Annotated in this window: 15 protein-coding genes; 7 read left to right on the forward strand and 8 right to left on the reverse strand. The window is 65.0% G+C overall.

The window, feature by feature from the left end:
* Positions 1-56: 56 nt before the first annotated feature.
* The 5 genes from ldcA to V6657_RS08800 form a co-directional block, all read right to left on the reverse strand.
* On the reverse strand, positions 57-974 hold the full coding sequence (gene ldcA, locus V6657_RS08780) for a muramoyltetrapeptide carboxypeptidase (RefSeq protein ID WP_048932345.1): 918 nt from the start codon (positions 972-974) through the stop codon (positions 57-59).
* A complete protein-coding gene (gene tadA / locus V6657_RS08785; protein ID WP_048932344.1) occupies positions 971-1,519 on the reverse strand; it encodes a tRNA adenosine(34) deaminase TadA in 549 nt (182 codons plus the stop codon). The genes ldcA and tadA overlap by 4 nt, the downstream gene beginning before the upstream one ends.
* Before the next feature lie 10 nt (positions 1,520-1,529).
* Entirely contained in the window at positions 1,530-2,006 is a 477-nt protein-coding gene (queD, locus tag V6657_RS08790; RefSeq protein WP_009238193.1) for a 6-carboxytetrahydropterin synthase QueD, read from the reverse strand.
* A gap of 75 nt (positions 2,007-2,081) precedes the next feature.
* Positions 2,082-2,720 (reverse strand): 7-carboxy-7-deazaguanine synthase, encoded by a 639-nt coding sequence (gene queE / locus V6657_RS08795; RefSeq protein ID WP_048932343.1) that lies wholly within the window; start codon positions 2,718-2,720, stop codon positions 2,082-2,084.
* A gap of 234 nt (positions 2,721-2,954) precedes the next feature.
* Positions 2,955-4,172, reverse strand: coding sequence for an MFS transporter (locus tag V6657_RS08800; RefSeq protein ID WP_048932342.1), 1,218 nt, complete (start codon positions 4,170-4,172; stop codon positions 2,955-2,957).
* A gap of 138 nt (positions 4,173-4,310) precedes the next feature.
* On the opposite strand from V6657_RS08800, the gene V6657_RS08805 reads away from it, so the two are divergent.
* From V6657_RS08805 to V6657_RS08825, 5 genes are all read left to right on the forward strand, one after another.
* Complete coding sequence (locus V6657_RS08805; RefSeq protein WP_048932341.1) at positions 4,311-5,255, forward strand: LysR substrate-binding domain-containing protein; 945 nt, start codon at positions 4,311-4,313, stop codon at positions 5,253-5,255.
* A 66-nt stretch (positions 5,256-5,321) separates the two neighbouring features.
* Positions 5,322-6,158 carry a CmcJ/NvfI family oxidoreductase gene (locus V6657_RS08810; RefSeq protein WP_048932340.1) on the forward strand — a complete coding sequence of 279 codons (837 nt, stop codon included), beginning with the start codon at positions 5,322-5,324 and terminating at the stop codon, positions 6,156-6,158.
* Positions 6,151-6,822: a 2-hydroxychromene-2-carboxylate isomerase gene (locus V6657_RS08815; protein WP_248694702.1), complete on the forward strand. Its 672-nt coding sequence runs from the start codon at positions 6,151-6,153 to the stop codon at positions 6,820-6,822. The genes V6657_RS08810 and V6657_RS08815 overlap by 8 nt, the downstream gene beginning before the upstream one ends.
* Before the next feature lie 3 nt (positions 6,823-6,825).
* Positions 6,826-7,653: an isocitrate lyase/phosphoenolpyruvate mutase family protein gene (locus V6657_RS08820; protein WP_048932338.1), complete on the forward strand. Its 828-nt coding sequence runs from the start codon at positions 6,826-6,828 to the stop codon at positions 7,651-7,653.
* Positions 7,654-7,714: 61 nt separating this feature from the next.
* The gene (locus tag V6657_RS08825) at positions 7,715-8,929 is read left to right on the forward strand and encodes an MFS transporter (RefSeq protein ID WP_248694701.1); all 1,215 of its coding nucleotides are present in this window, start codon (positions 7,715-7,717) and stop codon (positions 8,927-8,929) included.
* 10 nt (positions 8,930-8,939) lie between these two features.
* Here V6657_RS08825 and V6657_RS08830 read toward each other — a convergent pair whose 3' ends face one another.
* Entirely contained in the window at positions 8,940-9,884 is a 945-nt protein-coding gene (locus tag V6657_RS08830) for an endonuclease/exonuclease/phosphatase family protein (protein WP_048932337.1), read from the reverse strand.
* A gap of 54 nt (positions 9,885-9,938) precedes the next feature.
* Positions 9,939-10,841, reverse strand: coding sequence for a LysR family transcriptional regulator (locus V6657_RS08835; RefSeq protein WP_048932336.1), 903 nt, complete (start codon positions 10,839-10,841; stop codon positions 9,939-9,941).
* 111 nt (positions 10,842-10,952) lie between these two features.
* On the opposite strand from V6657_RS08835, the gene V6657_RS08840 reads away from it, so the two are divergent.
* Positions 10,953-11,834 carry an MBL fold metallo-hydrolase gene (locus tag V6657_RS08840; protein WP_048932335.1) on the forward strand — a complete coding sequence of 294 codons (882 nt, stop codon included), beginning with the start codon at positions 10,953-10,955 and terminating at the stop codon, positions 11,832-11,834.
* 13 nt (positions 11,835-11,847) lie between these two features.
* Positions 11,848-12,543, forward strand: coding sequence for a DsbA family protein (locus V6657_RS08845; RefSeq protein WP_048932334.1), 696 nt, complete (start codon positions 11,848-11,850; stop codon positions 12,541-12,543).
* Between the two features lie 23 nt (positions 12,544-12,566).
* On the opposite strand, the gene thpR is transcribed toward V6657_RS08845, so the two are convergent.
* Positions 12,567-13,151 carry an RNA 2',3'-cyclic phosphodiesterase gene (gene thpR, locus V6657_RS08850; protein ID WP_048932333.1) on the reverse strand — a complete coding sequence of 195 codons (585 nt, stop codon included), beginning with the start codon at positions 13,149-13,151 and terminating at the stop codon, positions 12,567-12,569.
* Between the last annotated feature and the right edge of the window lie 21 nt (positions 13,152-13,172).

Raw genomic sequence — 13,172 nt, forward strand, 5'->3', positions numbered from 1 at the left:
CCATTTGGAGAACCGGGGATTTTACCATCCGAGCGTGACCCGGATGGCTTGGAGGCTCAGGCCTTCAGTGTCGGATACCCCGACAAGTGCAGCGTAAAGCCCGTGGCATCGACCTCGAGCTCGGCCTGCGCGCCAATCGGCAGCGTCGCCTTGGTCGGGCAATGGCCGAACGGCAGGCCAGTAAGGACCGGAATCGACAGACGTTCGGCCAGATAGTCGCGCATGGCGTCGAAGTCGTAGCCGGCATCGTACGGCGTGGTGCGATAGCCCGAAAAATCGCCCAGCACCAGCGCCTGCTGGGCTTCCAGCACACCGGCCTGCTGCAGCTGCAGCAGCATGCGTTCGACGCGGTACGGGTGTTCGTTGATGTCTTCAACGCAGAGGATGCCGTCGCGAATCTCCGGCAGGTATGGCGTGCCGACGAGGCAGCACAGCATCGCCAGATTGCCGCCCCACAGCGTGCCGGTCACGCGCGCAGGTGTTGCGGCCTGCGGCACATCCACGCGCAGCGAATACGTCGGGTTGCGCAGGATGCTCCAGAAGTGCTCGGCCATATAGGCATCCAGCTCGGGGGGGCCGAAATCCGCACACAGCATCGGCCCCGCAAATGTCACCCCGCCTGTCGCGGCCAGATACGCCAGCGAAAACGCCGTGAAATCGCTATGGCCAACGATGATGGTGTCGGTAGCACGCGCGCGCTGGTGAATGGCGGCAAAGTCGATGCGGTCCAGCAAGCGCGTCAGCCCATAACCGCCGCGGATGGCCATGGCGATTTCCTGTCCGCTGCTTGTGGCGATCTGGTGCAAGTCCGCCAGCCGCGCGTCGTCTTCGCCGGCAAAGCGTTGATGCTGGCGGCTCAGACATTCCCGGTTGACGATCGTGCAGCCTTGCGCTTCCAGATGCGCCACGCCGCGCTCGGCGATGGCTGCATCGTTCGGATAACCGGAAGGTGCAATCAGGCGGACGGTGGTCATGCGGCGGGGTTGTCGGTTTCGGTTGTGGCAAGACGCGCGGCCTTCTGGCTGGCGCGGCGCTCGGCAAAGAAGGCACGCAGCATGTCGCCGCATTCCTGCGCGAGCACGCTGCCGGTAATGGCGGTCTGGTGGTTCAGGCGCGTCTCGGCAAACAGGTCGAGGATGCTGCCGGCAGCGCCCGTCTTCGGGTCCGGCGCGCCATAGACGACGCGTGCCACACGCGCGTGCAGCATGGCCCCGGCGCACATCACGCAGGGCTCCAGCGTCACGAAGACTTCGCAGTCGGGCAGGCGGTAGTTGCCGAGCTTCTCGGCCGCTTGGCGCAAGGCGCGCATCTCCGCGTGGGCGGACGGATCGTGCGTGCCGATCGGCGCGTTGTAGCCGACGCCGACGATCTCGTTGCCGCGCACGACCACGGCGCCCACCGGCACCTCGCCCTGCCCCCACGCGAACTTGGCCTGCACGAGCGCCTGCTGCATCCAGTAGCCGTCGCGCTCGTGGGTGGACATGTCAGCGGGCGGCGTGAGGACGTGCGGCGTGGTCATGCGAACGAAATCAATCCTGCTCGTGCGGGCGCGCGAGCTTCACGTCGGCCCAGCAGTTCGGGGTTTCGTACAGCACCAGTTTGGACAGGCGCAGATGGTGCCCGAACGTGTTGCGGAACACCGGCTCGAGGATGTCGAACGCGACCTGCGCGAGGTTCTCGACAGTGGGCACGTCGTTCAGCACAACGGTCTTGTGGCCGCCTTCCATGTCGTTCAGGAATTCGACCAGCTTCGTGTCGCCGCGATAGACCAGGAACGCGTGGTCCCACAGATCCACGAGGTGCTTGTTGGCGAGCTGCTTGACGTCGCCGAAGTCGAGGATCATGCCGTCGTCGGCGGCCTTGTCGTTGTGCAGGACTTCGCCGGTGAGCGTGAGTTCGAGCTGGTAGCGATGGCCGTGCAGGTTGCGGCACTGGCCGGCGTGGCCCGGGATGCGGTGGCCGGCATCGAATTCGAGCCGGCGCGTGATGGAAACGGTCTTGGTCATGGAGCGCTAAGGACTGGGCGGCAGCGGAGGCCGCAAAACAGCAGGAACGACTGGAGAAAAATGCAGCGGCCCGCCTCAGCGGATGCCCAGCATCTTATGGGTTTGCAGCGACAGGCGCCAGCGCGGGCGGCGCTGGCACAGCTCAACGGCTGCAGCCGTATTCTGCCGCGCCAGCGGGCCATCCATGGCCTGCAGGAAGAAATGCTGGAAATCCAGCCGTTCATATGCGTCCAGGTCCTGCCCGTCTTGCGGGATCACGACCTTCAGCTCATCCCCACGCGTGACGACCAGCTCGGAGCCCATCTTCGGGCTCACGCACACCCAGTCGATGCCCTCGGGCACGGCGATGGTGCCGTTGGTCTCGATGGCGATCTCGAAGCCGCGTGCGTGCAGCGCGTCGATCAGGGGCTTATCGAGTTGCAGCAGCGGCTCACCACCGGTGCAGATAACGAGCGGCTTGCCGCCCTTGGCGTCGGCCGGCCATTCGGCGGCGACGGTATCGGCCAAAGCGTCTGCGGTGGTGTATTTGCCGCCTTGCGTGCCGTCCGTGCCGACGAAATCGGTGTCACAGAACTGGCAGACGGCGGTGGCGCGATCGGCTTCGCGCCCGCTCCATAGATTGCAGCCGGCGAAGCGGCAGAAGACGGCTGCGCGGCCAGTGTTGGCACCCTCGCCTTGCAGCGTGTAGAAGATTTCCTTGACGGCGTAAGTCATGTCTGAACGGTGGCATTCACAGGAGAACGGCGCAAAAGCGACGTCATTCCCGCGCAAACCGTACCAGTACCCACTAGTGAATAACCCGATATTGTTTCACAAATCGGGGTTATCCGCAGAAGGACGCCAACGTCACAAAGGAAAACGCGCCCTCGGGCGTCAGCCACGCCGTAAAAATCAGCGCAGCGCCGGTTGCCGCCAGCGCCCACGCCGTCCATCGTTTGAGCGGCCCGCTCATGCCGGTTGGGCCGCTGGCGAGCGCGCCAGTTGGCGATCGTCGATCGGCCAGTGCAGCAGCGCGGCCACCACGCCGAGCACCATCGCGCCCATCCAGATCGCGTCATACGAATGCAGGCGGTCGTACACCACGCCACCCAGCCACACACCCAGGAACGCGCCGATCTGGTGACCCAGGAACACGAACCCAAACAGCGTGCCGATATAGCGCACCCCGAACACCTGTGACAGCAGCCCATTCGTGAGCGGCACCGTGCCCAGCCACAGCAGCCCCATCACGATGGCAAACCCATACAGCGTGACCGGCGACAGCGGCAGCAGGATAAACAGCGCAATCGCCGCCGTGCGAATCAGGTACAGCAACGACAGCAGGTACTTGCGCCGGAACAGCCCGCCCAGCGCGCCGCAGTAATACGTGCCGACAATGTTTGCGGCCGCGATGAGCGCCAGCGCAATCATGCCGTGGCGCGCTGTCAGCCCTTTGTCGAGCAGATACGCGGGCATGTGCGCGGCAATGAACGCAAGCTGAAACCCGCACGCCAGAAAACCAAGGTTCAACAGCCAGAAACCCGGGTGCGCAAACGCTTCGCGAATGGCTGCGCCCAGGCTCTGGTGCGCTTCATGCGCCATGGCGGTGGATGCCTTCTCGCGCAGCGGCGCCGCCAGCGGCAGGAACACCGCCATCACCACGGCCATGACCACCAGCGCCGTCACCCAACCGACGTTGCTCAGCAACCCCTGCGCCGCCGGCACCATCACGAACTGGCCGACGCCACCCACGGCGCCCGCCACGCCCAGCGCCCAGCTACGCCGCTCCGGCGGTGTCAGCCGGCTGATTGCGCCGTACACGACGCCAAACGAGGTGCCCGAGAGCCCGATGCCGATCAGCCCTCCTGCCGACAACGTAAAACCCAGCGGCGTGCCTGCATGCGCCATCAGCACCAGCCCCAGTGCGTAAACCGTAATCCCCGCGACCACCACCTTGGCCGCCCCAAAACGGTCCGCCAGCATGCCCGCAAACGGCTGCGCCGCGCCCCAGATCAGGTTCTGCAGCGCGATGGCCAAGCCGAAGGTCTCACGCGTCCAGCCGTGGCCCATTGCGATGGGCACCAGGAACAGGCCCTGCACGTGGCGGATACCCAACGCCAGGCCGATCACCGTCCCGCCGGCCAGTACTGGCAGCCAGGGCGATTGCGTCAAGGATTTCGATGTCATGGATGCGTTCTCCGTTGCGACTGACATTCCCATGCTGCAAGCGTGCATTTGACTGGAATGTGGTCCGATGGCTTATTAAACTTCGCCACATCCGGGTTCTCAATTGATCTTTGAGAACGCTTCACATGAGGAAAACGCATGTCGACACCGTTGGTTCGATTGGCCTCGCTGGACTTGCTGCGCGGCTTTGTGGCCGTAGGCCGGCGCATGAGCATCACGCTGGCTGCCGACGACCTGTGCCTGACCCAATCGGCCGTGAGCCGCCAGGTGTCGGTGCTGGAAGAGACGCTGGGCGTGAAGCTGCTGGTGCGCGGCCACCGCTCGATCGCCTTCACGCCTGAGGGCGAACGCCTGTTCCGCAGCGCCGACAGTGCCGTGCAGCAGTTGCAGGACGCCATCGGCGCCATTCGCGTGGCGGCCGAGCGCCGGCCGGTGACGATTACCGCCAGCATTGGCGTGACGGGCCTGTGGCTGCTGCCGCGCCTGGCGCGCTTCCAGCAGCAGTATCCGGACATCGATGTGCGGGTAGCCACCAACAACCGCCTCGTCGATCTGAAGAACGAAGGTATCGAACTGGCCATCCGCTACTGCCCGCCGGAGGATGCGCCGCCCGGCGCAATCCGCCTGTTTGGGGAAACCGTGGCGCCGGTTGCACATCCGTCGCTGGCGTTGCGTTCGCTCGATTCCGCCGATGCGCTGGCCGGCCAGACCCTGCTTGACTTTGACGACCGCGATCTGCGCCGCCCCTGGCTCCAATGGACCGACTGGCTGGCCGCCGCCGGCTGGAGCCACGCCAAACCCCGCACGGTGCTGCGCTTCAACCAGCACGACCAGATCATCCACGCGGCCGTGGCGGGCCAGGGCATTGCGCTGGGCCGGCAAGAGCTGATTGCCCCTCTGCTGGCCGATGGCCGGTTGGTGACCGTGCCGACGACGGCCCCTGGCGTGCACAACACGCATGCGTATTGGTTGATTCAGGCCGAGCTCAACCCACGCCGCGACGTACGCGATGTGGCCAACTGGATCTGCGCTGAAGCCGCGGCCCAGGCTTCGCATGCGCCCAGCGCATCCGAACTTGCATGAAACGCGTTTGAGCGCACGCCGCGCACCACGTGTAATGCAGCCAACGACACCCACGTTGGAGGCTGCATGGACACACGTACCCGACCACAAACGGTGGTCGGCGGCCTGAGTTACGTCAAACCCGGCGCCGACACGCCCGTCAACTACATGTACCCGCCGCCCGCCGGCGAGCCGTGGCAGACCTGCGAATACGAACTGCGCGAAGTCAGCATCGCCGACATGCGCGCTGCAGCACCGGCGCTTGAGCGCGAAGGCTTCATCCTTGCTGATGCACCCACGCGCATGACGGACTTTGGCGATGAAGAGGCGATCCGCACGCTCTACTACGCAGAAGCCGCCGAACTCGCCCGCACCGCCACCGGCGCCCGCAGCGCGCACGTATTCGACCACCTCGTGCGCCGGCGCGACCCAAGCCGCCCCACCCTCACGTTCGGGCGCGAAGGCGACGGTGCGCCCTCTGCAGTCGGCCGCATCCATAACGACTACACCGAAGCCTCCGGCAGCCTGCGACTGGGCCGCGTGCTGACCAATTCGGCGCAGGCCGCGGCCGTTGGGCGTTATGGCATCGTCAACATCTGGCGCTCGATCCGTGGGCCGGTGCTCGACACGCCGCTGGCCCTGTGCGATGCGCGCAGCGTGAATGTCGCCGACCTGGTCGCCGCAGAGATCCGCTATCCCACACGCACCGGCGAGCTCTACCTCGCCACCCACAACCCGCGCCACCGCTGGTGGTACGCGTCGGCCATTGATCGGCACGAGGCGCTGGTCTTCAAGCAGTACGACTCGCAGGCCAGCGGCGTGGCGCGATTCACACTGCATGCCGCGTTCGTCCACCCCGATGCGCCGGCTGGCACGCCACCGCGCGAGAGCATCGAAATCCGCTGCCTGGTGGTCTATGACTAAGCTCGCCCCCTACAACGCAACGTGGGAAGCCCTCATACCCACACCCACCGTCGAGTTCTGGTTCGACTTCGCCAGCAACTACACCTACCTGAGCGTGATGCGTATCGAGGCGGCTGCCATACGTCTGGGCGTGCGCATCGTATGGAAAGCGTTTCTGCTCGGGCCGATCTTCCAATCGTTCGGCTGGAGTAACTCGCCATTCATGCTGCAAAAGGCCAAAGGCGACTACATGTGGCAAGACATCGTGCGCGAGTGCCAGAAGATTGGTGTGCCGTGGACGCGGCCTAGCACCTTCCCGCGCAATTCCGTGCTGCCGCTGCGTGTGGCGGCGCTGGGTGCCGACCAACCGTGGATCGGCGCGTTCTGCCAGCGCATCATGCTGCGCAACTTCACGCAGGACCGCGACATCCACACGCCGGAGGCCGTGTGCGAAGCACTGTCCGCACTCGGGCTTCCCGCCGAAGCGATCCTGGCCGAAGCCCTGTCCGACGCCAACAAGCAGCGCCTGCGCGAACAAACGCACGCCGCGCAGATTCGTGGCATCTTTGGTGCCCCAACGTTCTTTGTCGGCGACGCGATGTTCTGGGGCAATGATCGCCTGGATGACGCGCTCGCCTGTGCCGCAGCTTTGCAGTCCAATCCCCGCCCACTCCATACCGGATAGCCCATGCCGACTCAGATCGAAAAAGCCCACGCCTTCCGCGCCCTGCACGAACGCAGCGGCACTTTTGTCATCCCCAACCCGTGGGATCCGGGCTCGGCCCGGCTGCTGGCCTCGCTGGGCTTCAAGGCGTTGACCAGCACCAGTGCCGGCTTCGCGTTCTCGCGCGGATTGCCCGACTACGGCGTTGGGCGCGATCTCATCCTCACGCACGTGGCCGACCTGGCCGCGGCAACCGACCTGCCAATGGCCGCCGATCTGGAGAACGGCTTTGGCGATGCCCCCGAAACCGTGGCCGAGACCATCCGCTTGGCAGGCGCCACAGGCATCGTAGGCGGCTCGATTGAAGACGCCACGGGTCGCGCCGATGCGCCCATCTATCCGCTGGAAGCCTCCGTCGAGCGCGTACGCGCCGCCGTGGAAGCCGCGCGCTCACTGCCGTTTCCGTTCACGCTCACCGCCCGCGCAGAGAACCATCTGCACGGCCGCAACGACCTGGCCGATACCATCCGCCGCCTGCAGGCCTTTCAGGATGCCGGCGCCGACGTGCTCTATGCCCCCGGCCTAAAGACACGTGAAGAGATCGCCACCGTGCTGCGCGAAATCGATCGCCCGCTCAACGTGCTGATGGGGTTTGCCGACGGTAACCTGAGCGTGGCAGAACTGGCCGAGTTGGGTGTGAAACGCATCAGCGTGGGCGCGGCATTGGCGCGCGTTGCGCAGGGCGCCTTCCTGCGCGCGGCAGAGGAATTGCGGACCACGGGCACCTTCGCCTTTGCACGCGATGCCGCCAGCGGGGCCAAGCTCAACGGGCTGTTTGCGCCATTCGTCTGAAGCTCGCGGTGATCACGTCAAGGCGATAAGCTGCACGGATCGCCCTGGAGTGAAACCACCCATGCGGTCCACCCAAACTGCAGTCACGCGCGCCAGCGTTCTGCGCCAGATGCCGCCAGGCATCTGGGTGCTCGGCTTCGTCAGCCTGCTGATGGACATCGCCTCCGAGATGATCCACAGCCTGCTGCCGCTGTTCATGGTGTCGGTGCTGGGTGCCAGCGCGCTGACGGTCGGTGTGATAGAAGGTCTGGCTGAATCGATCGCGCTGATCGTCAAGATCTTCTCCGGCGCACTGAGCGACTACCTCGGCAAGCGCAAAGGCCTGGCAGTCTTCGGCTACGCGCTAGGCGCGCTGTCAAAGCCGCTGTTCGCGATCGCCCCCACCGCGGGCGTCGTGCTGACGGCGCGCCTGCTGGACCGCATCGGCAAGGGCGTACGCGGCGCGCCGCGTGATGCGCTGGTCGCCGACATCACGCCATCCGCATTACGAGGCGCAGCGTTCGGGTTGCGCCAATCGCTTGATACCGTGGGGGCGTTTCTCGGTCCGCTTCTGGCGGTCGGGTTGATGCTGCTGTGGGCCAACAACTTCCGGGCCGTGTTCTGGGTGGCCGTCGTGCCTGGGCTGCTATCGGTTGCGTTGCTGGTGCTCGGCCTGCGCGAGCCGGAAGCCCATGACAACGCTCGGGGCACCAACCCCATCCGGCGCCACAACCTGAAACGGCTCAGCGGCGCGTACTGGTGGGTCGTGATGATCGGTGCGGTCTTCACGCTCGCGCGCTTTTCCGAAGCGTTTCTGGTGCTGCGTGCGCAGCAAGGCGGCATTCCTGTCGCGCTGGTGCCGCTGGTGATGGTGGCGATGAATGTGGTCTATGCGCTGGCGGCGTATCCGTTCGGCAAGCTCTCAGACCGCATGAACCATACGCTGCTGCTGGTGCTGGGGCTGGCCGTGCTGATCGCCGCCGATCTGGTGCTCGGCAAGTCCGACCACTGGGGCGTGGTCATTGCAGGCGTGGCGCTGTGGGGCATCCACATGGGCATCACGCAGGGATTGCTGGCAACCATGGTGGCCGATACCGCGCCAGCCGACCTGCGCGGCACAGCTTACGGTGTGTTCAATCTTGTCAGCGGATTGGCCATGCTGGCGGCCAGCGTGCTGGCGGGATTGCTGTGGGACAAACTGGGGGCGGCGGCCACGTTTCATGCCGGCGCGGTGTTCTGCGTGCTGGCCCTGGGTCTGCTGCTCGTGCGGCACATCCATAGCGTGCCCAACAACTGACACCCCGCGCCTATTCACCCGCCAGCGCCCGCAGCGCGTGCTCCTCGGTATTGGTGTTGATCTGCACCCAGAGCGGCAGATGGTCTGAGAGCTGATACGTCATCGCCTGCTTGGTCAGGCGCGGGAACAGCGGCGTGTGGTCGCCCCGGTAGAAATCGAGCACGCCACCCGCGTTGGTAAAGCTCTCGGGGTATTCCGGCATTTGCAGGATCTGGTCGTAGCGCTTGTTCTTCTCCAGGTTGCTGCCAAAGGTGCTGCGCAGCAGCTTGTCCGGCACGCGCAACCCGCGGGCGGTCAACGCCTGGAACAGCGGACTCTTCTCGCTGGGCACATTGAAGTCACCCATGACGATCAGGTCTTTGCCGTCCGTGTCCTTCTCTTGCGCCTTGGTGTAGACCCAGTCGGCCAGTGCCTCGATTTCCGGCAGGCGATCCCGCTCGCTGTTTCCCCAGCGGATGTGGGCGGAAAGGCAGACGAAGTCAAAGTTGCCGGAATGGAATGACACCATATACGGCCGGCGCCACCATGAAATGTCCGACAGATACTCCATGCCGCGTTTTGTGCGTGGCGGTTGCGCCTGCGCTGCCAAACCGGTAAAGGCAACGGCACGGCGATCGTAGACATAGGCGATGCGCTCCCGATTGCCACCGGCGTCGATCAACGCATCGGAATACACGGCGCGCCAGTCGGGGCCAAGAATCTCCAGCACGCGCTTGAGGTCGCCCAGGTTCTCACGCACTTCCTGCACGCCAACCAGATCGAACTGCCGCAGGATCTCCGCGATGTAGTACAGCGCGGTCTTGGTGCGCGGCTTCTTGCCGAACTCGCGGATGTTCCAGGTGGCAATGTTGAGCGTTTCATCCAGTTTGGAAGACGGGATCTTCGCTTGGGCAATACGTGCGCGCAGGACCAGCAGGCCGCGCGCAATCTCTGGGGTGATGCCGTCGTAGTTCATGGGGCTCCCTGCCTGAAAGCCCGCCACTCTAGTGACCGCACGCAGACTGCAATATCAGACAGCGCCCTGACGTGGTCTGAACCACTCCACCAGAAAATCCAGCATCGCCCGCAACGCCGCCGGCATCTGCCTGCGTGAGCTATAGACACCATGGATGCCGAGCGCCTGCGGCACGTGCTCGGGCAGCAGGCGCACGAGCTGGCCGGCGGCGATGAGTGGCGCGGCGGCAAACGCCGGCTGCAGTGCAACGCCGGCGCCTTCCCTGGCGGCCGCCAGCAGCGCCATCGACTCATTCGCGCTCAGATTGCCGCTCACCGGCACGTCGGACGACGCCCCCGTCTTCGTATCAGTGAACTTCCACAGGCTCTTGCCGAAATACGAATAGGTCAGGCAGTTGTGTACGGCCAGGTCTTCCACTCGGCGCGGCGTACCATGCACAGCCAGGTACGACGGCGCGGCCACCACCACGGATTCGCACGTGCCCAGCCGCCGCGCGATCAGGTTCGGATCAAGATCGTTGGTGATGCGCACAGCCAGATCGATGCGCTCTTCCACAAGGTTGATGGTGCGGTTGTCGACAACGAGGTCGACCGCCGTTTGCGGATAGCGCCGCAAGTACGCGGTGACCGCCGCGCTCAACACTTCCTGCGCGAGCGATTGTGCGCAGGCGATGCGCAGCAAGCCGCGTGGCGTGTCGGCCTCGGGACCATCTGCCACCGCCATCTGCGCGGCAATCTCCAGGATCTGTCGACACCGCACGAGCGTGGCTTCGCCGGCCGGGGTCAGGCCGATGCGGCGCGTGGTCCGGTGCAGCAGGCGCGCGCCGGACCAATCCTCCATCTGCGCCAGATAGCGCGTGACCATGGCGCGCGACATGTCGAGCCCTTCAGCGGCCGCGCTCAGGCTGCCACGCTCGACAATGGCCACGAACACCTCAGCGGCAACGATTCGGTCCATATTTGATCGATTGGCGAAACAAATATGCGCATCTTAGGTGGTTTTTCGATCGAATCAAGCAACCTACAGTAGCGACATTGCCATCACACCTCACTTACCCAGGAGCACCCGATGACCTTGATCCGCACCCTCCTTGCCGCCAGCCTTGTCAGCGCCGGCCTCGTTGCCCATGCCGCCGCCCCGGCGCCGCTGCACCTGGAGGTGTACAACCCGGGCGACAAGGGTGTCTTCCCGGTGTCGTCGGAGATCATCACGGGTGCGCACGACGCCATCCTGATCGACGCCCAGTTCCAGCGCAGTGATGCAGAGGCCCTGGTGCAGAAGATCAAGGCCAGCGGCAAGACGCTCACCACCGTCTACATCAGCCAGAGCGACCCGGATTACTACTTCGGCCTCGACGTCATCCGCGCGGCCTTCCCGAAGGCAAAGATCGTGGCCACGCCGCAAACCGTGGCGGCCATCCAGGCGTCGATGCAAGGCAAGCTCGCCTACTGGGGCCCGATCCTGAAAGACAACGCCCCCAAGGCGCTTGTGCTACCCGACGTACTGCACGCCGACCACCTCACGCTGGAAGGCCGCACGATCGAGATCAAGGGCTTGAACGGCCCAGACGCCGCACGCACGTACTTGTGGATCCCGTCGCTCAAGACGGTGGCCGGCGGCGTGGTGGTCAACCACGGCGACCACGTATGGGTGGCCGACACGCAAACGCGCGAATCACGCCTGGGCTGGCTCCAGACGCTCGATAACATCACCGCGCTCAAGCCGACGACGGTGGTGCCCGGCCACTTCATCGGGCCGATGCCCACGGGGCTGGAAGCGGTCCGCTTTACGGCGGACTACCTGAAGACCTTTGAAGTGGAAGCCGCCCGCGCCAACAACTCGACCGAACTGGTCAAGGCGATGAAAGCGGCCTACCCGTCGCTGCCTGGCGATGCATCGCTGGAATTGAGCGCCAAGGTCATCAAGGGCGAAATGAAGTGGCCGCAGTAACCAAGGATTGTTCATGACGACGTTGCATTACATCTTCGACCCGCTGTGCGGCTGGTGCTACGGCGCCGCGCCGCTGGTGGATGCCGCCCGCACGGTGCCGGGCCTGACCGTCGCCTTTCATGGCGGCGGCATGCTGGCCGGCGCAAACCGGCGCATGGTCACGCCGCAATGGCGCGACTACGTCATGCCCCACGACCACCGCATCGCCGAGATGTCCGGTCAGCCGTTCGGCAAACCGTACTTTGACGGCCTGCTGCGTGATACCAGCGCGGTCATGGATTCGGAGCCGCCCATCACCGCGGTGCTGGCTGCCGAAGCGCTTGGCGGGCACGGGCTGGACATGATCCACCGCGTCCAACGCGCGCACTACGAAGAAGGCCGGCGGATTGCCGATCTGCCCGTGCTGCTTGAGCTGGCCGTCAAATTGGGCCTGCCTCCCGAGGCATTCGATGCGGAATATGCGCGGCAGGCCGGCGCGCTTACGCTGCAGCACATTGCGGCAAGCCGGCAGTGGCTGGATCGCGTGGGCGGTCAGGGTTTCCCGACATTTGCACTGGAAGATGCGGAAGGCCACCTGGGCACAATCGACGTCGGCCCGTGGCTTGGCCGCCCGGAGCAATGGGCGCAGGCCCTTGCACAGCATATCGGTGCACCCGCGCCAGTAAGTGAGGCTGACGGCCCGGTTTGCGGTCCGGATGGCTGCGCGTAACCGGGCGAAGAACGGCGCGAAGCTCAGCCTTTGAGTGCCCAGCGGCCAAGCTCGTCGTACCGCGTCTTGCCGAGCCAGCTATGGATGAGGACGAACTCGCGCACCGTCCAGGTGACGGGTTCGACCGGCTTGGGCGCAAAGCCGCCGCGGTCGTACAACAGCGTGATGTGCGGCTTGAAATGCCCAAGCGGCACAGGCAGGCCAGCATGCTGCAAGGCCTCGCCCAGCGCCGACTGAAACGCCATCAGTTCGCTCACGCCATCATTGCCAAGCAGCACGAACGGACGATGGTCGCGTCGGCCATGAAAGCTCACAACCTGATCGAGCGTGACATCGAAAGCCGGCAAGGCAAGGCGCTCAGCAGCCTGCCGCGTGCGCGCAACCAGATCCTCCGGCGGCTGTTGAACAAAATCGCCCAGGTGATACAGCGTGATATGCAAGCGCTCCGGGCGTAGCGCCTTCCCTTTGAAACCCACTACCGGGCGCAACTGCTCGACCAACCGCACGATGCGTTCTGCAGTACCGGCATCGGGCTTGATCGCCAGAAACAGGCGGTGCGCGGGCAATTGCGGCGTGGCTTCGAATCCGGGAAGAGTGAGTTGGGTCACAGCGCGGGTGTCAGGTGTGGA

This window comes from Ralstonia sp. RRA, assembly GCF_037023145.1.
In the GTDB taxonomy this organism is placed as follows: Bacteria; Pseudomonadota; Gammaproteobacteria; order Burkholderiales; family Burkholderiaceae; genus Ralstonia.